The sequence below is a fragment of the Methylocaldum sp. MU1018 genome (assembly GCF_053646775.1).
Genome location: NZ_CM132195.1, coordinates 104165 through 125379 on the forward strand (window position 1 = coordinate 104165; position 21215 = coordinate 125379).

General features: G+C 62.4%; 23 protein-coding genes. 10 read left to right on the top strand and 13 right to left on the bottom strand.

All coding sequences use genetic code 11. From position 1 onward, the window contains the following. Window positions 1-52 precede the first annotated feature (52 nt). On the top strand, window positions 53-1237 hold the full coding sequence (locus ACWJKU_RS00460; protein ID WP_454144979.1) for a hypothetical protein: 1185 nt from the start codon (window positions 53-55) through the stop codon (window positions 1235-1237). 5 nt (window positions 1238-1242) lie between these two features. Here the strand turns inward: ACWJKU_RS00460 and ACWJKU_RS00465 are convergent, their stop codons facing one another. The 3 genes from ACWJKU_RS00465 to ACWJKU_RS00475 form a co-directional block, all read right to left on the bottom strand. Next, window positions 1243-1527, bottom strand: a complete 285-nt coding sequence (locus tag ACWJKU_RS00465; protein ID WP_454144981.1) for a YMGG-like glycine zipper-containing protein — start codon at window positions 1525-1527, stop codon at window positions 1243-1245. A gap of 25 nt (window positions 1528-1552) precedes the next feature. After that, window positions 1553-1969, bottom strand: coding sequence for a Rap1a/Tai family immunity protein (locus tag ACWJKU_RS00470; protein WP_454144983.1), 417 nt, complete (start codon window positions 1967-1969; stop codon window positions 1553-1555). A gap of 164 nt (window positions 1970-2133) precedes the next feature. Further along, the gene (locus ACWJKU_RS00475; RefSeq protein WP_454144985.1) at window positions 2134-2835 is read right to left on the bottom strand and encodes a YidB family protein; all 702 of its coding nucleotides are present in this window, start codon (window positions 2833-2835) and stop codon (window positions 2134-2136) included. Window positions 2836-3362: 527 nt separating this feature from the next. Here ACWJKU_RS00475 and ACWJKU_RS00480 point away from each other — a divergent pair. Both ACWJKU_RS00480 and ACWJKU_RS00485 read left to right on the top strand, forming a co-directional pair. Next, window positions 3363-5081: a copper resistance system multicopper oxidase gene (locus ACWJKU_RS00480; RefSeq protein ID WP_454144987.1), complete on the top strand. Its 1719-nt coding sequence runs from the start codon at window positions 3363-3365 to the stop codon at window positions 5079-5081. Further along, on the top strand, window positions 5081-5800 hold the full coding sequence (locus tag ACWJKU_RS00485; protein ID WP_454144989.1) for a copper resistance protein B: 720 nt from the start codon (window positions 5081-5083) through the stop codon (window positions 5798-5800). Before ACWJKU_RS00480 ends, ACWJKU_RS00485 begins: the two co-directional genes overlap by 1 nt. Before the next feature lie 285 nt (window positions 5801-6085). On the opposite strand, the gene ACWJKU_RS00490 is transcribed toward ACWJKU_RS00485, so the two are convergent. Then, window positions 6086-7120, bottom strand: coding sequence for a glycosyltransferase family 4 protein (locus ACWJKU_RS00490; protein ID WP_454144991.1), 1035 nt, complete (start codon window positions 7118-7120; stop codon window positions 6086-6088). Window positions 7121-7142: 22 nt separating this feature from the next. Between ACWJKU_RS00490 and ACWJKU_RS00495 the strand changes: the two genes are divergently transcribed. From ACWJKU_RS00495 to ACWJKU_RS00505, 3 genes are all read left to right on the top strand, one after another. After that, window positions 7143-7832, top strand: a complete 690-nt coding sequence (locus tag ACWJKU_RS00495; RefSeq protein WP_454144993.1) for a CDP-alcohol phosphatidyltransferase family protein — start codon at window positions 7143-7145, stop codon at window positions 7830-7832. Window positions 7833-7836: 4 nt separating this feature from the next. Next, entirely contained in the window at window positions 7837-8586 is a 750-nt protein-coding gene (locus tag ACWJKU_RS00500; RefSeq protein WP_454144995.1) for a class I SAM-dependent methyltransferase, read from the top strand. 92 nt (window positions 8587-8678) lie between these two features. Beyond that, a complete protein-coding gene (locus ACWJKU_RS00505; protein WP_454144997.1) occupies window positions 8679-9617 on the top strand; it encodes a methyltransferase domain-containing protein in 939 nt (312 codons plus the stop codon). 234 nt (window positions 9618-9851) lie between these two features. Here the strand turns inward: ACWJKU_RS00505 and ACWJKU_RS00510 are convergent, their stop codons facing one another. Beyond that, on the bottom strand, window positions 9852-11207 hold the full coding sequence (locus ACWJKU_RS00510; RefSeq protein ID WP_454144999.1) for an ATP-binding protein: 1356 nt from the start codon (window positions 11205-11207) through the stop codon (window positions 9852-9854). Beyond that, window positions 11204-11926 (bottom strand): response regulator, encoded by a 723-nt coding sequence (locus ACWJKU_RS00515; RefSeq protein ID WP_454145001.1) that lies wholly within the window; start codon window positions 11924-11926, stop codon window positions 11204-11206. Before ACWJKU_RS00515 ends, ACWJKU_RS00510 begins: the two co-directional genes overlap by 4 nt. A gap of 218 nt (window positions 11927-12144) precedes the next feature. Between ACWJKU_RS00515 and ACWJKU_RS00520 the strand changes: the two genes are divergently transcribed. From ACWJKU_RS00520 to ACWJKU_RS00530, 3 genes are all read left to right on the top strand, one after another. After that, window positions 12145-12642, top strand: a complete 498-nt coding sequence (locus ACWJKU_RS00520) for a Spy/CpxP family protein refolding chaperone (RefSeq protein WP_454145003.1) — start codon at window positions 12145-12147, stop codon at window positions 12640-12642. Window positions 12643-12852: 210 nt separating this feature from the next. After that, window positions 12853-13092, top strand: coding sequence for a type II toxin-antitoxin system CcdA family antitoxin (locus tag ACWJKU_RS00525; protein WP_454145005.1), 240 nt, complete (start codon window positions 12853-12855; stop codon window positions 13090-13092). Window position 13093: 1 nt separating this feature from the next. Continuing rightward, window positions 13094-13411 carry a CcdB family protein gene (locus ACWJKU_RS00530; RefSeq protein WP_454145007.1) on the top strand — a complete coding sequence of 106 codons (318 nt, stop codon included), beginning with the start codon at window positions 13094-13096 and terminating at the stop codon, window positions 13409-13411. Between the two features lie 156 nt (window positions 13412-13567). Here the strand turns inward: ACWJKU_RS00530 and ACWJKU_RS00535 are convergent, their stop codons facing one another. From ACWJKU_RS00535 to ACWJKU_RS00560, 6 genes are all read right to left on the bottom strand, one after another. Further along, a complete protein-coding gene (locus ACWJKU_RS00535; RefSeq protein ID WP_454145009.1) occupies window positions 13568-14524 on the bottom strand; it encodes an IS5 family transposase in 957 nt (318 codons plus the stop codon). A gap of 225 nt (window positions 14525-14749) precedes the next feature. Then, window positions 14750-15655 (bottom strand): class I SAM-dependent methyltransferase, encoded by a 906-nt coding sequence (locus ACWJKU_RS00540; protein WP_454145011.1) that lies wholly within the window; start codon window positions 15653-15655, stop codon window positions 14750-14752. 11 nt (window positions 15656-15666) lie between these two features. Continuing rightward, a complete protein-coding gene (locus ACWJKU_RS00545) occupies window positions 15667-16041 on the bottom strand; it encodes a 6-pyruvoyl trahydropterin synthase family protein (protein ID WP_454145013.1) in 375 nt (124 codons plus the stop codon). Between the two features lie 17 nt (window positions 16042-16058). Then, a complete protein-coding gene (locus ACWJKU_RS00550) occupies window positions 16059-17084 on the bottom strand; it encodes a zinc-binding dehydrogenase (RefSeq protein WP_454145015.1) in 1026 nt (341 codons plus the stop codon). Further along, window positions 17084-18397, bottom strand: coding sequence for a GTP cyclohydrolase II (gene ribA, locus ACWJKU_RS00555; RefSeq protein ID WP_454145017.1), 1314 nt, complete (start codon window positions 18395-18397; stop codon window positions 17084-17086). Before ribA ends, ACWJKU_RS00550 begins: the two co-directional genes overlap by 1 nt. Before the next feature lie 183 nt (window positions 18398-18580). Further along, entirely contained in the window at window positions 18581-19018 is a 438-nt protein-coding gene (locus tag ACWJKU_RS00560; RefSeq protein WP_454145019.1) for a GlcG/HbpS family heme-binding protein, read from the bottom strand. A gap of 411 nt (window positions 19019-19429) precedes the next feature. On the opposite strand from ACWJKU_RS00560, the gene ACWJKU_RS00565 reads away from it, so the two are divergent. Further along, window positions 19430-20368, top strand: a complete 939-nt coding sequence (locus ACWJKU_RS00565; RefSeq protein ID WP_454145021.1) for a lysylphosphatidylglycerol synthase transmembrane domain-containing protein — start codon at window positions 19430-19432, stop codon at window positions 20366-20368. Window positions 20369-20373: 5 nt separating this feature from the next. On the opposite strand, the gene ACWJKU_RS00570 is transcribed toward ACWJKU_RS00565, so the two are convergent. After that, entirely contained in the window at window positions 20374-21180 is an 807-nt protein-coding gene (locus ACWJKU_RS00570) for a hypothetical protein (protein WP_454145023.1), read from the bottom strand. Window positions 21181-21215 lie beyond the last annotated feature (35 nt).

The window sequence follows — 21215 nt, forward strand, 5'->3', positions numbered from 1 at the left end:
ATACCGTAGGTTCATCGGAGAAATCTCCGTCGGTATCGAAGGAAAGTGTGACATGGATCGGCAGGAACCGGATTGCGGCATCGAGCATTTTTTCGTGGGCAAGGACCCGTTCTTTCGCCTGCAACGGGCGCTCGGCCTGGCGCCGTCCCACGATTTGGGCGTCAAACGGCGCGCGCTGTTCTTCGCGCTTTTGTGCTGGCTGCCCATCGTCGTCGCGGCCTTGTTCGCCGGTCGAGCCTTCGGCGGCGTAACCGCCGAACCCTTGCTCCTTCACTTCGCCATACACGCGCGCTCCCTGATCGCGATACCGCTTTTCATCGTCGGCGAAAGCGGCCTCGTGCGCCTCGAATCGCTGATTCGCCATTTCGTCGCCTCGGGATTGGTCGGCGAGTCTTCGATGGGAAGGTTCCGCTCGGCGTTGAAGACCGCCGACCGCCTGCTCAATTCCTGGCCGGTCTTCGCCATCCTGATCGGCCTGGTGGCGGCGAACGTGGTTTATCCAGTACAACGGTTCGAGCGCTTGCACGAGGCGTCCTGGGCCATCGATCGGGATGCCGGCCGGGTCGGGCTCATCTTTGCGGGATGGTGGTATCTCATCGTGCTGCGCTCGATTTTCAGCTTCCTCATGGCGTTATGGATATGGCGCATCGTGGTTTTCGGGATTCTGTTGCGACAAATTTCCAGGCTGGATCTCGAACTCGTTCCGGTTCATCCGGACCAGGCGGGCGGCTTGGGCTTCCTGAGCATGGCTCCGCGGATTTTCATTCCGTTCGTGCTGGGCGCATCGATCGTGCTGGCCTCCCACTTCGCCCACAACGTTCTTTATCACGGCGCGCGCGTCGCTTCCTTGAGAATGCCGGTGTCACTCCATGTCGTGATCGTGCTGCTTCTGGGTTTAAGCCCGTTGCTGGCGCTCGCCGGTAAATTGATACGCATGCGGCGTCGGGCCCTGCTCGATTACGGCGCCTTGGCGGGACGCCACGGAAGGCTGGTCCACCGCCGCTGGATCCGGGGCGAAACGGTCCGCGACGATGCCTTGCTCAAGGCGCCCGAGCTCGGCCCCGCCGCCGATGTGCGCGCTCTGTACGATGCCGTAAGCGCTACCCGGATCGCACCCATCGACCGCCAGACCGTCACGGCTCTTTTGGCCGCCGCGGTCTTGCCGATGGTCCCGGTTCTGGCCATCGAAATTCCCGTTGCGGATCTCTTGAAAATGCTGGCGCGAAGCTTGTTTTGAGCCCGTCAAGGCGCAGCCGGAGGCGGCTGCTGGCGGCCTTGCTGATAACCCTGCCGGTAGGCGCGATCCTCGGCCTGTTTGTGCTGATCGTACAGATAGCTTCCCACCAGGCCCGCGCCCGCACCGATCGCCGCGCCCAGCCCGGCGTTCCCGGCAATGGCGCCGATCGCCGCGCCGGCGGCCGTCGAGCCGGCGGTGCCGCTCAGCATCCGCTGCTGGCTGGAAGACATGCCGGCGCATCCCGATAGCCAGGCCGCGCTCAACAAAACGAATAGAATGGGTGATTTCATGGCTGCCGTTTTCCTTGTCTGTCGATCAATCCGCGCTGCCGGGCCGGGCCGTTTTTTTACAGGGCCACTTTTCGACCATGAATCTGAACATCACATCCACCGCCCGATCGTTGCCGTATTCCGGATGAGCTTTCGCCCAGGAAACGAATTCGCTGATCGCCTGCTGCCGGGTCGGCTTCGGATTGGGGGGGCACACCAGCGGGTGGCTGTCGGGCCCGGAATACATCGAGTCGTGATAGTGATAAGCGCCCACCAGATAACCGGTGCAAAAATTTACGGCGGCGGTGCTGAGCGGGTCGTCGGGCGGCGTCGTGCAAAGGGCGATCAGATCCCGGACGTTCCGAACCAGAAAGTTCTCCTCCGTGACGGCAAAGGCGCTGGATATGGAGGTCAGGGCCGCCAACAGTACCATTCCATTTTTCATCAAGCTTTTGAACCGCATGGGATTGCCTCCTTCGATTCGTGTCTCGCCGGGTATTGACCCGCAGCCCTGTTGACCTTCCGCCGGATGGTGCGGCCGATAGCTGTCCGCCATCCGTTTCCAGACTTGCCGATCATGTCGTATCGCGCAGAGCGGGTGCACCCGTTCAGCGGCTTGCTCCGGAATTATGGAATCCTAAGAACCTGGCCCGGATAAATCCGGTCGGGGTTCTTCAGCACGCCGCGGTTGGCCTCGAAGATGCGGGGCCATTGGCCGGCATCGCCGTAATAGCGCCGGGCGATCTTCGAGAGGGTGTCGCCGGAAACCACGGTGTAGGCGGCGCCCGCTGGAGGTGATGCGGCGCTTTCCGCTCTGCCGGACGGAGCGGCGGATGGCGACGGTGTTTCCGTGCCTTCCCGTTTTTCTTCATCTTCCTTCCCGAAAAACTTGGCGGCGGCGCCGGCCGCCAGTGCGGCGCCCAAGCCGCCGAGAATGGCTTTGCTCATGGTCGACATTTGGCTCTTTTCCGGAACGCGGCCTTCCGGCGTCAGCTTGTCGAGCAGTTCCGGCAGAAATTGGGCCAATACGTTCGCACCCTGGCTGGCCGGGATGCCGGCCCGCTGCGAAAGCGCCTCGATTCGCTCCCGCCCCAGAATCTCGGTTGCTTCATCCGATGTGATGGGACGATTCTGTCCGGTTCCGATCCACGACGAAACGATGTCGCCGAGCCCTTGCCGCTGAGCCCGGTTCCTGATGCCCTCGATCCCGCCGGTATCTTCGTCCTGCAGCAGATCCAACAGGCTTTCGGCGAGACTCCGGGATTGGCGCTGGGCGGAATCCGGGTCGCTGCCGATGATGTGTCGAACGATTTCCGTAAACAGGCTCACAACTTTTTCCTCGGTGAAAAACAATTGAACGGCGACTCACGCCGAAAACGGGGGAGTTCGCCATCCGAATGCCGTTCTCCCCTAAAAGGATGTGACTGCCGGATTTCTCCGAAAGTTTCTGCCTGACCGGGCGATCGCGATATGGGCCGCCTTTCGGAATTGCGACGTCATCACTTCGGTCAATCCTACTTTTCTTTGATTCCGTTTCCGCGGGAAGACAGCTCTCTCGGCGGCCGGGCTGAACGCTACGGAATTTTTTCTTTATGATTTGCTCATATTTCTCTCAATTCCCGTTTTTCCTGAGATTCTTGCCGCTCCAAGGTAGACTGTCCTGGTTATGCGCGAACCGCGTCCGTCCCATTCCGCGCCGGGCGTATTTATCCCACGGGAATGGGGCGTTTTGAGTTCGGGAAAAGGTGTAACCGACGTAAGCCCAAAAAATGACATTCGATCCATTCCGTTTGAAACGAATGCCTCTGCCCAATTTTCGGCCTCTGATCCCGGCTCTGCTCGAGAGAAAAAAGTCCGTGCCTGACGAAAACGCCATTGTCCGGCAGCGTCGGCTCGCCGCGTTCTGGCTCGTCTTGCTGTTCGCACTATCGGTTCAGGCCGGAACCTACGACCTGGTCGTCGACGAGAAGGCGGTGAATCTGACCGGTCGGGAGCGTGTCGGCATCGCGGTCAACGGCTCGTTTCCGGCGCCCACGCTGCGTTGGCGGGAGGGCGAGGAGGTCGTCTTGCGCGTGACCAACCGCTTGAACGAGCCGACCTCGATCCACTGGCACGGCATCGTGCTGCCTTACGACATGGACGGCGTCCCCGGCATCAGCTTTCCCGGCATTCCGCCCGGCGAAACCTTCACCTACCGCTTCACGCTTCGCCAGAGCGGCACCTACTGGTATCACGGCCATTCGGCGATGCAGGAGCAACTGGGGCTGATGGGTGCGATCATCATCGCGCCCTCGGTGGGCGAAATTCACGCTTACGACCGCGACTACACGGTGATCCTGTCCGACTGGTCGAACGAAAACCCGCACCGGGTGCTTTCGAAGCTGAAAAAGCAGAGCGATTACTACAACTTCCAGAAGCGCACCGTGTTCGATTTCTTTCGCGATCTGTCCGACAAGGGATTCAAGGAGACCATGACCGGCCGCCTGGCCTGGGGCAAGATGCGGATGGATCCGACCGACATCGCCGACGTTACCGGCTACACCTACACCTTCCTGGTCAACGGCCAACCGCCCGGAGCCAACTGGACCGCCCTGTTCAAGCCGGGCGAGCGGATCCGGCTGCGGTTCATCAACGCGGCGGCGATGACCCATTTCGACGTGAGCATACCGGGGCTCAAAATGCGGGTCGTTCAGGCGGACGGGCAGAACGTGCGGCCGGTCGAGGTGGACGAGTTTCGTATCGCCGTCGCGGAAACCTACGATGTCGTGGTCGAGCCGCGCGAACCCAAGGCCTACACCCTCTTCGCGGAAACCATGGACCGCAGCGGCTATGCCGGAGCGATCCTGGCGCCGCGCCGCGGCATGAAGGCGGAGGTTCCCGCGCTCAGGCCCCGCCCCTTGGTGAGCCTGGCCGAGATGGGGGCGGCTCACGGCATGAATCACGATTCCGGGGACGCCGGGCCGCATGCGGCCGTGAAGCGCGCACCGGAAGAGAAACATCGGATGAACGGCCATGAAGTCCACGATATGGCAGGCATGGACCATGCCGCGATGGCGGGGATGGATCACGCCATGTCCGGTCACGACGGACATGGCATGACCGATCACGGGCAAGGGCATGCCGACAGGGGATATCGGGTGCTGAGCTATGCCGATCTCGAAAGCGCGGAGAAACACCTAAACTGGCGCGAGCCCGACCGGGAAATCGTTCTGCGCCTGACGGGTACGATGAACCGCTACATCTGGTCCATCGACGACAAGAAATATTCCGAAGCCGAGCCGATTCGCCTCAAATACGGCGAACGGGTGCGCTTTACCTACGTCAACGAGACCATGATGAATCACCCGCTCCATCTGCACGGGCTGTGGCAGGACCTCGACAACGGCCAGGGGCCGTTCAACCCGCGCAAACACGTCGTCAACGTCGGGCCGGGCGAGACCGTGCGCGTCGACGTGTCGGCCGATGCGCCGGGCGAATGGGCGTTTCATTGCCATCTGGTGTATCACATGGAAACCGGGATGTTCCGCAAGATCATCGTGGAGCATCCCGATGCGGCCGCCAAAAGGGACGCTTGATGAAGGCGGCCCCGAGCGTCGAGGATCGCCCCGGCAAGCCTTCGATTCCGCGCTATGGCGCGGCCATTTTGATGGCGTTCGTCATCGACCGCGCGGCGGCCCAGTCCGACGACGCGATCTACAACTATCTCCGGCTCGAACGGTTCGAATACGAGGGAAACGACAACGTCCACCTGTTCAAATGGGACGTCGAGGGCTGGACCGGCAGCGACTATAACAAGCTGTGGGTGAAAACCGAGGGCGATTACGTCTTCGATCAGAATATCTTCGGGCGGGCCGATCTTCAGTTGCTCTACAGCCGCAACATCGCCACCTTCTGGGATGCTCAGATCGGCGTCCGCCGCGCCTTCGAGCCGGAACGCACCTTCGACGGCGTGATCGGCATCCAGGGGCTCGCGCCTTATTTTTTCGAGACCGAGGCGGCCATGTTCATCAGCGAGAACGGCAACGTGCTCGGACGCTTCAAGCTGGCCTACGAACTCTTGCTGACCCAGCGCCTCATCGCCCAGCCCCGGGTCGAAATCAACGTGTCCGCGGACGACATCGAGAACCGCGGCGTCAAGGCCGGCATCACCGAATTCGAAGCGGGGCTCAGGCTGCGCTACGAAATCGAGCGGGAGTTCGCACCTTACATCGGCTTCGATTACGTCGAGGAACAGTCGCTCAGGGAGCACCAGCACAGCGTGAGGGCGGTGGCCGGCGTAAGGGCATGGTTTTAGAACGTTTTCAATACGGACATCAGTGCGACGTGGGACGCTGTAGGGGCGACTTCGGTCGCCTCTCCCACGACATACGACACACGTTCCGCACGGAATGCCGTCAACGCGAGATGCAAACGCTTTAGTTTCGCGATGTCCACAAAAGCTGTGGAGCGACGTGTGGATAATGATGTGAAAAGACGCGAATACTCTCGTTTTATCAATGGTTTGACGAATGTGTCCAAATATCGGACAGCACTGATGCAGATTTGTGGGAGCGGATTTCGGCCCGCAATGTGGGGCCGCTCAGGATCGCGGGTTGAAGCCCGCTCCCGCCGTCCGAACGGCATTTCCGAAGTCCGCAAAAGCGGCGTCCCAGGTGCGCGGCGTATTTTGCAGAAGCCGCGCGCGGCAAGCCTGTCGCAACGCGGGGTCCGACAGCAATCGCGCCAGGCCGTCTTTAAAGGCGTCGCGATCGCCGACCGGCGCGACCCAGCCGGTCTCGCCGTGCCGCACGATGCACGCGGCTTCGCCGACATTCGTGGTCACGGCGGGCAGGCCGACCGCCGCCGCTTCCGCCAAGGCCATGCCGTAAGCCTCGAACTGGCTGGCGAAGGCGAAGACATCCATTGCGCCGAGCAGCCGAGCCAACTCCGGCGTATCCAGAACGCCGTGAAGGGTAACCCGGGTTTGCAGGCCGAGTTCCGCGGTGCGCGAGCGGAAAAGTTCGGCATAGCTCGGATCAGTACGATCGTCGCCCGCCAAATGCCAGGCCCAATCGTAATGCCGGAGTTCGGCTAGGGTGTCGAGCACGTCGGTCAGTCCTTTGGCGGGAAGCAGGTTGGCGACGGTGACGATTCGAATCGGCCGGCTCGCCGCCGGTTCGCCCGACGTTCGTCTTGCGGCGAGAAATGCGGCGTCGACGCCGGGCTCACACAGGAAAACAGGTCTGCCGGGGTAGCGCCGTTCGAGGAGATGCCGGATCGATGATCCGGTCGCGATGAAAAACCGGACGCGCTCCGCGGCCCGCTCGAACCGGTCTTCCTCTTCCTTGCGCCGGTCCGCGTCGAGCAGCGGGTTCAGAAAAGGGACATAATGCACCAGGAGCCCATGATTCGGCCCACCCCGATCCGGCGGATAATGCGACAAGCTTTCCAGAAACAGGCTGTCCCAAAGAACGATCGCATCGCGCGGCCGGGGCGGCGTCGCGCCGTCCGGCGGAAGCGCGGCGGTTTCGAGCGGAAAGCCGTTTTCCAGCGCCAGGCCGATGATCCGGCGGTTGAAGACATGGCCGCCGGAGGGACAGGCGTCGAGCGGCGGATGAATGAACACGAATCGCATCGAATCAACCGAAATAACGAGAATGAGCCATAACGTATCTCTTGAATCCGAACTGGTCGACTGGAGCGAACGCCACGCGATGTTGATGGTCCTCGCGATCGGAGGGCTGTGGTTCGGAGCGCCGCCGGAATTTCTCGCGGCGATGGCGGCCGCGTCGTTTCTCGGTGCGATCCGGCGGTTCCGGCGCCGCTGGACCCCTTCCGGGGCGTTCGGCGCCGCCAATGCGATTACCCTGGTCCGCCTGATCGGAACGTTTTGCCTGCTGCTGTTCCCGATCGAAAACGGGTGGTTTTTGGCGTCCATCGCATTGGCCATTCTCTACGCCGACCATTGGGACGGCTGGCTGGCCCGGCGCCGCGGCCTGGCTTCGGCTTTCGGCGACGGCTTCGACAAGGAAACCGACGCCTTTTTCTTTCTGGTCCTGTGCCTGCTCTTGTACAGCCGCGGACACCTTGGCATGTGGGTGCTGTTTCCCGGCCTGCTGCGTTACTTGTTCGTGCTGTTCGTCAAGCTGGCGGGGCCGCCCCGGCGCATCGCGGAGGGCAACCGGTTCACCCGCTCCGTCTCGGTGATCGCCATCATCGTCTTCGTTCTGTGCCTGCTGCCGGCCGAACTGTACTGCACCGGGCTCGCCGCGACGGCGACGGCCGCGCTGTGCGCCTCCTTCCTGCATTCCCTGGTTCAACTCTATCGGCCGCAACGCCCGACCTGATCCGATGAGCCTTCGCACCACGCCGATAAAGGATTTGGACGACGTTCGGGCGTTCTTCGACCGCCTCGCGCCGGTTTACCGCGACTGTCACGGCAAGGCGGAAAAGCTTTTGCGCTACCGGCTCGGCATCATCGAGCGCCTGCTGGAGGGCGCGGGCCGCGGCGTCCTGGTGGAAATCGGCTGCGGCACCGGGATGTATCTTTTTCCCTTGGCCGGCCGCTTCGATCGCGCGCACGGCACCGATCTTTCGCCCGCCATGATCGAGCAGGCCGAGCATCTTCGTGTTGGACATCCGTATGCCGAGCGCATTTGTCTGAGCGCGGCGCCCGCGGAAAGCTTGAATTCGGTGGGCGATGCCGAGGCGGACGCGGTGCTGTGCGTCGGCGCTCTGGAGCACATGCTCGACCAGCGGCGGGCGCTGCGCGAAGCCTGTCGCGTTCTCAAGCCCGGCGGCGTCTTCGTCTGTCTCACGCCGAACGCGGATTACGTCTGGTACGCCGGCATCGCGCCGTGGCTGAGACTCGGTACCCGGCATCTCAGCACGGACCGCTTTCTCGGCCGAAAGGAACTGGCCGATCTTCTGGAAACCGCCGGATTCGAGGTCGAGCGCGTCGGCTCCTGGACCTTCATTCCGCGCGGCGACATGCCGGCCTATCTCGCCCGGATTCTGACGCTGCTGGACGGCATCGGACGTCTCTTCCGCATCCCGTCCTTGCGCGGCGGGCTCTATTGCCGTGCAGTAAGGTGCGGTTGATCTCCATCCTTCGGGTTATCATTACGCCCGCTTCCCGGCCGGCGCCGTCGCGCCAACCGAACGTGCCGGACATCCGAACCGATTTTCCGTTTTTGACTGACAACTATAAAAGACCGATGTCGTACTATCTCGAACCGAACAAAGATTACCGCAACGACAGCCTGCGCCACGGCGCCGAGTTTTCCGAGGAAGACATTCGCGTAGACACCGCGAAGCATTACGACGACTGTTATTGGGATTACCGCACCGCATGGTTCGACAACGAGAATCTAGCCTTGCATTACGGCTATTGGGACGCGAATACCAAGACCCATAGCCAGGCCTTGCTGAACAAGAATCGCATACTCGCCGAAATCGCCGGCATCAGGCCGGAAGACCATGTCCTCGATGCGGGCTGCGGCATCGGCGGCAGCTCGATCTGGCTGGCGAAGCACGTCGGCTGCCGCGCCACCGGCATTACCGTCAGCGCCCGACAGGTCGAGCACGCCAAGCGCAACGCCAAGCGTCACGGGGTTTCCGACAAGGTTGATTTCCAACAGGCGGATTTCTGCAAGACGCCGTTCCCGGACGAATCCTTCGACGTGGTCTGGGCGGTCGAAAGCAGTTGCTATGCGACCGACAAGCGGGATTTCTTCCGCGAAGCCTACCGCCTGCTGCGCAAGGGCGGCACGCTGATCGCCTGCGACGGCTACGCCACGAAGCGGGCGTTCAACGAAGAGGAATGGCAGGCGGTCATGGACTGCTTGAACGGATGGGCCGTGCCGAATCTTTCCAGCGTCGAGGAGTTCCAGGCCGGCATGGAGGAATGCGGATTCCGCGACGTCCACATCACCGAGGCCACGGCCGAAACCATGCCCTCGTCCCGCCGGATGTACCTGACCGCCCTGTGGACCTACCCCATGCAGTTGACCATGCAGTGGCTGGGACTCCGCAGCAAGGCCCAGACCGCGAATTTCAAGGTGGCACTGGCCCAGTACAAGGTGTTTCGCGACAAGATGGTCCGCTACTGCATTTTCCGCGCGAAAAAGTGATGGAAGGGCGGATTAGGTACGCCCCCACGATCCTCTCGTAGTCCGGTGAGTCTGGTGCGTACCGTAACCTGCCGAAACGAACGGCAAGGCCCCCCAAGCGTTTCGGCGGGTTACGGCGCAGGCGAAGCGCAGCAATCAACGGCCGTCCCGTACCGATGTGCGCCTAACCCGCCTTACGAAACTATCAAACATCGGCAAGCGCCGTAGGTCGGCAATCCCTTGCCGACCTACGGGTCAAGTTCTCGGCCGGCGCCGAAATACCGGCAGGCGCACCCTGGCTTCCAGGCCGCCTTGCGGGCGGTTGTGGAGGCTCAGCGTTCCGCCCTGGGCGCCGAGCAGATTGGCGGCGATCGCGAGCCCCAGGCCGGTGCCGCCGGTTTCCCGCGAACGCGAGGTTTCCAGCCGGAAGAAGGGCTGCATCACCTCGCTCAAATGCTCTTCCGGAATGCCGGGGCCGGAGTCCCGCACCCGGATCAGCCAGTCGCCGCCGGAACGTTCCAGGCCGATGTCCGCTTCCCCGCCGTATTTCACCGCGTTGTCGATCAGGTTGAGAAAGCTGCGCCGCAGCGCCTCCGGCTGGCCGGAGATCAGCGCGCCGTCCGGTCCTTCGAAACGGGCCTCGCCGCCGGCATCGACGGTATCGTCGCAGAGGCTTTGCAGCAGGGCGGCGAGGTCGACGGTTTGCGGCGGCGGCCCCGAGTCCAGGCTGCGCGCCAGCGCCAGTCCCTCGTCGACCAGCGACTGCATGGCGGCCACGTCTTCCGCCAGCCGGGCGCGGAGCGGCTGGTCCGGGCACTGTTCCAGCCGCAGGCGCAGCCGGGTGAGCGGCGTTTTCAGATCGTGCGTGATGGCGGCGAGAATGCGGGTGCGCTCCTCGATGTGGGAACGCAGGCGTTCGCGCATCCGGTTGAAGGTCCGGGCCGCCTGCCGCACTTCGCTGGGTCCCGATTCGTTCATGGGCGGATGCTCCGGATCGCGGCCGAACGATTCGGCGGCTTGAACCAGGCGCCGCAAGGGTTGCAGGACCAGGCGGACGGCAAACCAGGCGACGACGGCCAACATGCCGGCCAAAATCGAGAGATTGGCGATAAATCCTTCCAGCCTCGGCGCACGGGGCGGCGGCAGCTCGCGGCGAGCCTCGATCAGAACCCGCTGTCCGTCGGCAAACCGGACCCGCGCGCCGACGGTGCGGGACGGCTGACAATCCGCTGACTCGTTTTGGCAGCCGGAGTCTACGGTGCGCCAGGCCGCTTCCACCGCGACCGACGGTCCTACCGCTTCGGTCAGCGCAACGGTGAATGATGGCAGGGTTTGGACCGGTTCCGCGGTTCCGTCCGCCGGCTCGATGCTCCATTGTCCGGACGGAAGGGCCTGGACCGTGGCCAGGCGCTGCTCGGGCGGTAGGGCGGCGAGCAGATGCAGGACATCGGCGATGCGTTCGGCCGCGCCTTGTTCCCGAAAACTGTGGACGATGTGGCTGCGCTCCCGCAAAGCCAGGCTCACGGTGACGAATACCGCCATCAGCACCCCGGCCAGCAGCAACAAGAACAGCCGAACGGCGAGGGAGCGGGGCGGGAAGGCGAGACTCATGGTTCCCGCTCCACCGCGGCGGCCAATACGTAACCCTCGTTGCGCAGGGTTTTGATCAGGCTCGGCGCCCGTGCGTTGTCGCCCAACTTCTGGCGCAGGCGGCTGACCCGGAGGTCGATGGAGCGGTCGAAGGGATCGGCCTCGCGGCCGCGCAGCAGATCCATGAGCTGATCGCGGGTGAGCACCCGGCTGGGATGCGCGAGAAACACCTCCAGCAGCCGGTATTCGGCTCCCGACAGCGCCACCACCACGCCCTGGGGCGAGGTGAGCTGGCGGGTCTGCCCGTCCAGGGTCCAGCCGGCGAAGCGCCAGCGCCGAGCCGGGTCCGAGACGCCCCGGCTCGGCAGCGAGCGGGCCCGGCGCAGGATGTTGCGGATCCGGGCCAGAAGCTCGCGCGGTTCGAACGGCTTGGCGAGATAGTCGTCGGCCCCCATTTCCAGCCCCAGCACCCGGTCGATCGGCTCTCCGCGGGCCGTGAGCATGAGCACCGGCAGATCGGAGCGGACGCGCAGGTCGCGACACAGGCTCAAACCGTCCTGTCCCGGCAGCATCAGATCGAGGACGATCAGGTCGATGCCGCTGCTTTCCAGGATCTCGCGCATCTGCCGGCCGTCGGCGGCCAGGCTGACGCGATAGCCGTGTTGTTTCAGATAGTCGCCGACCAGTAGGCGAATTTCGCGGTCGTCGTCGACGACGAGGATATGTTCCGTAGCGTTCATGGAGGCTTTTTACCGCGCTTGCCGGTCGGCGTCATGGGCCTTTGTATCGTTTTGTATCGGCTGCGGCCGACGACAGGAAGCGATACAAAATCATGGCCGGCCGGACACATGTCCGATACATGGGCGGCGTGAAATAGATTCCGAAGACGACGGCGGTTCCGCCTGTCTAATTAGGATCGGTTTCGGCCGATCTTTTTACCACCGAAGGAGAAATTCACATGAAATCTTATCGTAAAGCGTTCGTCATGAGTCTCGCTCTGCTCGGCCCCGTAGCCGTGATCGCCGAGCCCGCCCAAACCGGCCCCGAATCCGGCATGGTCGAGCAGGGGCCCGAAGTGCCCCGCGGCGAACACGGGAAGCGCTTCATCGAGGAGCGGATGGCGGAATTGCACAAGGAATTGAAGCTGACGGCGACGCAGGAAGCGGACTGGAATACCTGGTCCGCCAAGATCAAGGAAATCCAGGAAAAGAAGAGACAATCCCGTCCCGACTGGGAGGTCATGAAGAGTCTGCCGGCCCCGGAGCGCCTGGAAAAAATGATCGATTTCTCCAAGCAGAAGCAAGCCCATCTCGAGGACGTTCTGGCCGCAACCAAGACTTTCTATGCCACGCTGACTCCGGAGCAGCGCAAGGTCTTCGACGATCTGACCCCGTTCGGCAAGCGCGCCCACAAATGGAAGCACCACGGCGGTCCTCGTCATCCGGGGCCGAAATGACGGGAAGCGTCTTGACTCGGAACCCATAGGCTTCGTAGGGCGGGTTAGCCGGTACCCCGGCATAACCCGCCGATGCCGTCCGGAGCCACCCTTCCTGCGACACCGCATCCTGCAAGTTTCGATGCAGAAGTAAGCACATCTCTAATAGTCACATATCATCATGTTGGCTTATCATGCGCATTATTCCATTTGCCGTTCGGGATTCATGCCATGTCGCCCACCGCCACCACCCCAAAAAAAGCTACCAATATCACCCTTTCCGCCGATGTGTTGCGAGAGGCCAAAGCTTTAGGCATCAACATCTCCCAAGCCTGCGACCGATTTCTGCGAGATCTGGTGCGCCAGGAACGGCAGCGTCGCTGGCAGGAGGATAATGCAGAGTTCATCGCCGCCTATAACCGTACGGTGGAAACCGAGGGCTTGCCGTTGGAGGAGTGGAGAAGCTTTTAACATGGCGCGCTTCGACCTTTATCGCAATGGCGGTCCGCACGCGGGCGATGTGCCCTATCTGCTCGACGTGCAAAGCGATCTGCTCCAAGATCTGAATACGCGTGTGGTCGTGCCGTTGCGCCGGTGGGACCGCTTCCCGGTCGGCCGACTTCCTGATCGGCTGACACCCGTGTTCGAAATCGAAGGGATCGCGTGTTTCCTGGAAACGCCCAAGCTCGCCGCCGTGCCCCTGCGTTTGCTGAAAACACCGGTAGTCTCTCTGGCGGACAACCGGGCGGCGATTACCGGCGCCTTGGATTTTCTGTTTCAGGGATATTAAGGAAGCTCTGAATAAGTGCGTTTTATTGGTGGCTCCGATAAACCGGCCGGGGCTACCAGCCGAAAAAGGTCGTTTTTCCCTCCCCATTGGCGCCCGCTATCGGCGCTCTTTCCGCCCCTCGCCCCCGGTTTTCCGGGGCGATGCACGGATTGATCCCTAGGCCGCCCTCAACTCCTCCCGCACCTGGTAGAGATTGCTGAGGGCAAACAGCAGGTAGAGTTGCTGCCCGTTTTTGAAGAGTCCCCGGTACCGGATCTTGGTATAGCCGAATTGGCGTTTGACGATCCGGAAGGGGTGTTCGACCACCGCCCGCAGCGCGGCCAGCATGCGGTTGTGAAGCGCTTGTTCCGCAGGCAAGTCCTCGCCCTTCTTACGCTTGAAGGGAAACGCCCAGACCGGCTCGCCCTCCTGGCGTTCGACCTCCAGATTGCGGTCCTTGCGGGTATAGGCCCGATCGCCCAGGACGACCTGCTCCTCGCCGTGCAACAGGGCCTCGGTCATGACCCCGTCCGCCACCTTGGCGGTGGTGACTTCCATCGTATGCACCAAGCCTGAATCAGCATCCACGCCGATGTGCGCCTTCATGCCAAAGTGGTAATTGTTACCCTTCTTGGTCGAACTCATCTCGCCATCCCGCTTCCGCTCGCGGTTCTTCGTGGACGGCGGGGCGGCGATCAGGGTGGCATCCACGATGGTCCCTTGACGCAACAATAAGCCCTTTTCCGCCAATAGGGCCGCCGTTTCATCGAATAGGGTTTGCGCCATCTGATGGGTTTCCAACAGGCGCCGGAACTTGAGGATCGTGGTTTCATCCGGCATGGCGTCCTCGCCCGCATCCAGCCCGGCAAACTCGCGTAGCATCGGAATGTCATGCAGCGCCTCTTCCATCGCCGGATCGGAGTAGCCGAACCAGTGCTGCATCAGGTGGATGCGCAACATCGTCTCCAAAGGAAAGGGACGCCTGCCCCGGCCGGCCGTCGGGTAGTACGGCGCAATCCGGCTCGTCCACAACCCCCAAGGAATCACCTGCTCCATCTCCTGGAGAAATTTCTGACGCTTGGTCAGCTTTGGTTTCTTCACAAACACGGTGGCACTGAGTCCGAGTTGCTTCATCGGGGGTCGACCTGTCGAAAATTGGACGTTGGGCATTATTTTATCGGGGCCAGGGACTTGTTCAGAGTTTCCTTAAGAGGATTGGCCGAAGCCCATTGTTGGTCTGGATGATTCGCTTGGTCGCGCGGGCTAGGGCATTTTCTGGTTTGGGGCAGCGCCCAAAGGCACCTTCGCCGGCAAGGGATTGCCGACTAACCCGTTGAGTAACCCGCCGGACATCGGCAGTCAAACCTTCTCCGCCAACAGATCGATCTGATGAATGATCAAGCCGAGTTCGCCGGCTGCCAATCGCGCGCGGCGTTCCCGCTGCCATCGGTCGAGCGAATCCTTGGGGAATTGCCTCGACCGGGCGGCTTCGTCGCGGATCATGTCCAGCAGGGCGGCCAGGCAAACGGCGTCGCGGTCGCGATAGCGGCGGCGGAGCGGGGCGATGTTCCAGTCGGAACTGCCGAAGGCGATCGGTTCGAAGCCGATTTCGCCGAGGATGCGGTGGAGCCGTCTTCCGGAGTATGCGCCGCCGCTGTTTTCGTCCCAGACCCGGCGCGCTTCCATGGAAGCGTCGTACACGGCAAGGATGCGGTTTTCGAGCTCTTCGTCGGCGTAGACCGGAAACAGCGCGGTCTCGCCGTCGTAGTTGACGGTGCTGTAGAAGATTCCCTTGGGTCGCAGCCAGCGCGCGATCCGTTCGGTCATGGTCGTTAGGGGCAGAAGATCCATGACGGCATGGGCGATCACCGCATCGTAGGAGCCGGAGGTTCGATCCGGCGCGAAATGTTGTAGATCGCCGCAGACGAAATCGATCGAAACTTCACGGCCGTTTCGCCGGGCGCGGATGCCGGCCGGTTCTGCCGAGACACGCCAGCCTCCGTTCCCGAGCAAACCGGACATTTTGTCCCGGGCGATGCTCAAAAGCGCCCGGTCCCGATCCACGGCGGTAATGTGCAAATCGGCGTCCGTCGCCAGATTCAGCAGGCGCTGCACGGACGCGCCGGTGCCGGCGCCGAGGTCGAGGCAGGCCAGCCGCGGCTGGTTGGCCAGCCACCGGGCAAATTCGGTTTCGACCTCGCGGTTCAGGCTGCGCTGGTCGAGCGCGAATTTGGCTTCGAGATAGTCGTGGAAGGGGATATCCACGGAGGCGGAGGTTAGAGCGGTCCGCCGAACGCCGCCCAGTCGCGCTCGTTCTCCCACAGCTTGACCGTCATTTTGACGCCGCTCAGCGTCAGCCGATCCCTGAGTTGCTCCCAGAAGATGCGGGCGAAGCGTTCGAGGCTGGGGTTGAGGCCGCGAAAGGGTTCCAGGTCGTTGAGGACGCGGTCCTTGAATTCTCCGATCAGCGCCAGCATCGCCTGTTCCAGATCGACGATGTCGATCAGATAGCCGTGCCGGTCGAGCTGCTCGCCTTCGATCAGCACTTCCGCCGTGTAGTGATGGCTGTGCTCCCGGTTTTCTTCGCCCCAGTCTCCGCCGATCAGGAAATGGCGGGCGATGAAGTCGCGGGTGATGGCAAGCTGGTACATTGCGGTTCCTCGATTCGTCAGGCGTACTGAAAGATCGGCTGCAACACGCCCGCCCGTTTGCTGTCGGCCAGATCGAAAGCCTCCTGGCAGGCGCCGGGCGGGAAATGGTGGGTGATCAGCCGCTCCGCGCGGATTTCCGAGAGCCATTCCCAGGCGAGATCGATCCGGCGTTTCTTGCTCCAGCGTCCGGAGAGCCGCGGATTGATCGTGCTCACCTGGCTCGAGATCAATCGGATCCGCTGTCGATGGAAATGGCTGCCGAGATCGAGCGGCGCCGTGTTCTGACCATACCACGAGCCGATCACGATGCGGCCGGCGAAGCCGGTCAGCTCGATGGCCTGGTTCAGAGCGGTCAAGTTTCCCGAAACTTCGATGGCGGCGTCCAGTCCGTCGGCGCCGTCGTAGAAAAGACATTCTTTGAGGGCCGCGATCTCCCGCTTGACGGTCGGGTTGATGGCCAGGGCCGCGCCCATTTCCGTGGATTTTTGCCGGCGGAAGCCGAGCGGGTCGGCCGTGATCAGTTCTCCGAGGGGGAAGCGGCCGAGGACGGCGGTGGCGAGCAGGCCGACGATGCCCTGTCCGAACACCATGATTCGTTCTCCGGGCAGCGGCGCCGCATCGAAAACCAGATTCAGCGCCGATTCCATGTTGGCGAGGAACAGGGCGCGTTCCGCCGGGACGTCTTCCGGCAGGATCAGGCAATCCTTCTTGTCGACGACGGCGTAGTTTTGATGGGGGTGATAGGCGAACACCCGTCGGCCCAGCCAATCCCGGTCTTCGTCCGCGCCCACGGCGGCGACCTCTCCGACCAGGGCATAGCCGTACCGGAACGGATAGTCGAAGTTTCCTTGCAGGCTTCCGATGCTCGTGTCCTGGGGCAGTTCGGCAGGCGCCTCGCCCCGGAAAACCAGCGATTCGGTGCCCGGGCTGATGGCCGAGCACAAGGATTTGATCAGTAATTCTCCGGTTCGCGGGGAGGGCAGCTCGATCTCCTGCACCGCCACCGACCTGGGGGCCACGTGATAAACGGCTTGTACTCGCATCAGAGGTAACCGATGGGGCCGAAGGCGATGATGTCCGAACCCAGGCTATGGTACTGGCAGTCCGTGATGCTTAAAGGCGTTTGCTCGCCGGAGCGGCATAGATCGTCGATGGCTTTGAGCCCGCCAATGATTTTTGGTGTTATGGTAATCACGCAATAGTTCACTAAATGATGTTTGAGAAAGGTGCCGATGATCTTCGATCCCCCTTCGACCATGAGGGTGCGGATGCCGAGCTGGCGCAGCTTCGTCAGGGTTTCCTTCAAATCCACGCAGCCGTCCTCGCTCGGCCCCACCGCGACGATCTTCGCGCCGGCCGCCGATAGCGCTTCGCGCTTGGCCGGATCCGACTCGCCGGTGGTCACGATGATGGGCGGCTTCTTCGACTGCTTCAGAATGCGGCAGTCCGGCGGCGTCCGCAGGCTGCTGTCGAGAACGACGGGCTGCGGGTCCTCGCCCTCGTAGTAACGTACATTGAGCTGGGGATCGTCGCTGAGTATCGTGTTGACCCCCACCAGCAGCGCGTCGTGGCTCGCCCGCAGAAAATGGGTGAGCGTCAGCGACTGTTCGGAGCTCAGGGCGTAAGGGATCTGGCCGTCGACGGCGATGCTGCCGTCGATGCTCTGGGCGTAGGTCAGGGTGACGAAGGGGCCACCTTCCGCCGGGGCGCGGGCCAGCGACAACTGGTCGATCAAGGGTCTGATGAATGCCAGCTCGTGGTGGAACGGCGTTCTTTCCCGGAACGTCAGCAAATGAGCCAGTTTTTCCGCCTTGGAGCGCAGGTATCCGACGTTGTCGTGATGATGGCCGACTTCGATGGGAATGCGGGCCTCGACGTCGATGCCGTATTCGGTCAATTCGTCGACCTTGCGGGGGTTGTTGGTGATCAAGCGGATCGAGCGGACGCCGAGGTCCTTGAGCATCAGGGCGGCGATGCCGTAATTCCGCTCGTCGGGCTGATGGCCGAGGCTGATATTGGCCTCTACCGTATCCAGGCCGCGATCTTGAAGGTTATAGGCCTCCAGCTTTTTGCGAAGGCCGATGCCGCGTCCTTCCTGGCGGAGATAAAGCAGCACGCCGCAGCGGGAGCGTCCGAGGTACTGGAGCGTATGCTTGAGCTGGTCTCCGCAGTCGCAGCGCCGGGACCCGAAGACGTCGCCGGTCAGACATTCCGAATGGACCCGGACGGGAACGCCGGTCTCGCCGTTTACGTCCGATTTCACCAAAGCAAGATGATCCTTGCCGTGTTCGGTGTAAAGATAAAGGGTGAATTCGCCGTAGCCGGTCGGAATTCGAGTCTTGACGAGATTCTTCACTGATGGACTTTTCGGAATGTCGCGATAAAAAAGCAAACAGTATAAACACCCGTGTTGCCGAGTCGATACCGAATCGGTTTGGCGTGCCGGATTCGGCGGCCGCGGCCGTCTTGGCGGAGCTATCCGGCGATCCGGCTGTCGGTCGTTCCCGGCCGGATCGAGAAAGCAAACGCCAGTATATCGTTATTTCTTGCCATAATCCGGGATTAAGCCGACGGCGTCGATTCCGGCGATCGCGCAGCTTTCGTCGAGATCCGACAAGTCGCCGCTGATGCCGACCGCGCCCACGATCCGGTTGTCGGCCGAGCGGATCAGCACGCCGCCCGGAACCGGCATGAGCCGGCCGTCGGCGATTTCGGTCAAAGCCGTGATGAAATGGGGCCGCTCCTTCGCCATTTTACCCAACTCGCGCGACGATACGCTCATCCCGATGGCTCCCCAGGCCTTGGCCAAAGCGATGGACGTCCGCATGAAGGATGCGCCGTCCTGCCGCTGTATCGCCTTCAAATGTCCGCCATCGTCCAAAACCGCCACCGCCAGCGGCGCCAAGCCCAAGTCCCGCGCTTTTCTAAACGCGCCGTCGATAATGGCGTTGGCGATATCGAGTGTCAGAGTGCTCATGGGGTTTCCTTGTTTTTTCAAATAAAACGGGAGTTCGCTAACGTCGAAGAGCGGATTGCCGTTCCGCTGCCGCTCTCGGGCAGAGTCATTTTATCCGTCTTTTCCGACAAGTCATTCGGCTCCGGGCGCGATCGTTTTTCTTCGAATCCGGAGGGAATGGGTGGCGCGATTTCAGGATCGGACGGGAGGCGCTTTCTTCCGCTTCTAGGTTTTCGGATGACAGGTTCCCTCGGCATCGCTCCGCAGGGTTTTTATATAGACAGCGGGCGCGGCGTCGCCGGGCGTTTTCGATCGTGTCCGGCCAATCCGGGTACGATGTTCGAAAAAATGTCGCGACCGAGGTTCCAAGGCGGCGCGCTTCCGCGCCGTCCCGCTCGACGGCCGTCTTTATAGACGTAAGGTATTGAAACCGTGAAACAAAGTCTCTTGAAACCGGGAGTATGGCTTAATCGCCGGAGCGTGCGCTTTCTGGCGATGCTGGCGGTGCTGGCTTTCATTTTCGCCAAAATGGACCGCGCTTCGCTGATGGCTCAGCTAAGCCGCTTCGATCCCGCGGTGGGCGTCGCCATCGTCGGGATCTTTCTGCTCTCGATCCTCGTGTTCGCCCTGCGCTGGTGGTGGATCAGCCGTGCTTTGGGGGTGCAGGCGCCGTTCCGGGACTTCATGTGCGCTCTCTGGATCAGCCAAAGCGTCAGCGAGTGCGGCCCGCCGCTGGTGGTCGGCGAGCTGGCGAAGTTCCAGTTGATGCGGGGTTCCGCCGAAACCTGGCAGCTCGTCGTGGGCCAGGCTCTGGACCGGTTTTCCGGGAAGATCGTCCTGCTGCTCATGGTGCTCGGGCTGACGCCGGTTTACTTAGGGCTGTACAGCGAATTTCCCGGATTTCAGATCGCCTTGTTCGGATTGATCCTGGTTTCGGCGACGAGCGTGGCCGTAGTCGTTTTTCGGCGGTTCTGGCCGATGGCGCGCCTGCACACGGGGGCTGTGCTGGCGGTTTGCAATCCGTTGCGCTCGCCCCGGCATTACGGATTGTCCGTGCTGATCCAGATTCTGCTGGCCGCGAATTTCGCCCTGGCGGCTGCGGGGCTCGGCATATCCGGCGATGCTCTGACCGTGTTCCTGCTCGGGCCGCTGTTGTTGCTGGGGATCGGCACGCTGCCGGGGCTGGTTTCCGACTGGGGCAAACGGGAGGCGGCTGCGGTGTTTTTGCTCGCTCCCGCCGGATTGACGCCCGAGCAAAGTCTCGCCGTGTCGTTGGTCTTCGGCGCCCTGCACCTATTGACGGCCTTGCCGGGCGCGCTTTTGCTTCTGTTGGCGCGGCGCCGGGCAACGGTTTCCGAGGCGAGTAAATAACGCCTTCAATACATGGACAGGGTGAAGCGGTCTTGTTGCAAGACGGGCTGCGGGGCGGTCTGCCGGTAGCCGAGCAGGGACCGCTCGGCGGGGCGCAGTGCGCGCAGGCGGAGCGACTCGATCGGAGACGGATAGGCGATGGGGGCGGACCGCTCCCAGGCCGGCCACCGTGAAAACAATTCGCGCCAGGCTTCCGGTTGGCGGCGGCGCAGCATATGGATCGGATCGAAGCCGTACCATGCCGCCGGAGGCTCGATCAAGCGGATGTCGTAAGCCTTCGCGAGCCGCCGCATGTCATCCTGAAAGCGGCACACCCGCTCGTACAGCACTGGCCACGCGATCCGGTGCGCCGGAAAGAAAACCCGTCGCAGCAGTTCGAATTTCCACGGCGGCAGCCGCTCGATGCTTTTCAGCGGCAGCGACGTCAGCGCGATTTCGCTATGCCGTTCGGCCAGCCGCTCCAGGCAGGTGTCGACCCAGGCGATCAGTTGCGGAACGGTAATGCCGTAAACCAGATCGTTGCCGATATCGATCACGGCCGCGAGCGGCGGAAGGCTGTCCGAATCGCGTTTCCGCAGGGCCGCCCACAGTCCGCATTCGACGATGCCGGGAAGCGTCCGGCCCAGCATTTGGCTCCGGGTCCCGTAGGACCGGCCGTGCCCGAAGGCCGCCAGGACATCCAAGGATTCGCGCAGCCCCGCTCGCAAGCCGTTCACGACCAAGGGAAAGGCTCTGGCGAGATTGCTCGCTCCGATGAGGATCACGGGCTGAACCGGCTCGTGATCGGTCGCGGTAGCCGTCGGCAGGGTCATGAGCGGATTTGTCGTGCGACGCTAACAATCGAGCG

Bases quoted from the DNA above. Each gene is read 5' to 3' on its own strand.
- ACWJKU_RS00490 (WP_454144991.1), bottom strand. From the start codon at position 7,120: ATGCGATTCGTGTTCATTCATCCGCCGCTCGACGCCTGTCCCTCCGGC.
- ACWJKU_RS00460 (WP_454144979.1), top strand. From the start codon at position 53: ATGGATCGGCAGGAACCGGATTGCGGCATCGAGCATTTTTTCGTGGGC.
- ACWJKU_RS00515 (WP_454145001.1), bottom strand. From the start codon at position 11,926: ATGAACGCTACGGAACATATCCTCGTCGTCGACGACGACCGCGAAATT.
- ACWJKU_RS00495 (WP_454144993.1), top strand. From the start codon at position 7,143: ATGAGCCATAACGTATCTCTTGAATCCGAACTGGTCGACTGGAGCGAA.
- ACWJKU_RS00570 (WP_454145023.1), bottom strand. From the start codon at position 21,180: ATGACCCTGCCGACGGCTACCGCGACCGATCACGAGCCGGTTCAGCCC.
- ACWJKU_RS00500 (WP_454144995.1), top strand. From the start codon at position 7,837: ATGAGCCTTCGCACCACGCCGATAAAGGATTTGGACGACGTTCGGGCG.
- ACWJKU_RS00530 (WP_454145007.1), top strand. From the start codon at position 13,094: ATGGCGCGCTTCGACCTTTATCGCAATGGCGGTCCGCACGCGGGCGAT.
- ACWJKU_RS00465 (WP_454144981.1), bottom strand. From the start codon at position 1,527: ATGAAATCACCCATTCTATTCGTTTTGTTGAGCGCGGCCTGGCTATCG.
- ACWJKU_RS00525 (WP_454145005.1), top strand. From the start codon at position 12,853: ATGTCGCCCACCGCCACCACCCCAAAAAAAGCTACCAATATCACCCTT.
- ACWJKU_RS00510 (WP_454144999.1), bottom strand. From the start codon at position 11,207: ATGAGTCTCGCCTTCCCGCCCCGCTCCCTCGCCGTTCGGCTGTTCTTG.
- ACWJKU_RS00545 (WP_454145013.1), bottom strand. From the start codon at position 16,041: ATGTACCAGCTTGCCATCACCCGCGACTTCATCGCCCGCCATTTCCTG.
- ACWJKU_RS00535 (WP_454145009.1), bottom strand. From the start codon at position 14,524: ATGAAGCAACTCGGACTCAGTGCCACCGTGTTTGTGAAGAAACCAAAG.
- ACWJKU_RS00550 (WP_454145015.1), bottom strand. From the start codon at position 17,084: ATGCGAGTACAAGCCGTTTATCACGTGGCCCCCAGGTCGGTGGCGGTG.
- ACWJKU_RS00560 (WP_454145019.1), bottom strand. From the start codon at position 19,018: ATGAGCACTCTGACACTCGATATCGCCAACGCCATTATCGACGGCGCG.
- ACWJKU_RS00485 (WP_454144989.1), top strand. From the start codon at position 5,081: ATGAAGGCGGCCCCGAGCGTCGAGGATCGCCCCGGCAAGCCTTCGATT.
- ACWJKU_RS00470 (WP_454144983.1), bottom strand. From the start codon at position 1,969: ATGCGGTTCAAAAGCTTGATGAAAAATGGAATGGTACTGTTGGCGGCC.
- ACWJKU_RS00520 (WP_454145003.1), top strand. From the start codon at position 12,145: ATGAAATCTTATCGTAAAGCGTTCGTCATGAGTCTCGCTCTGCTCGGC.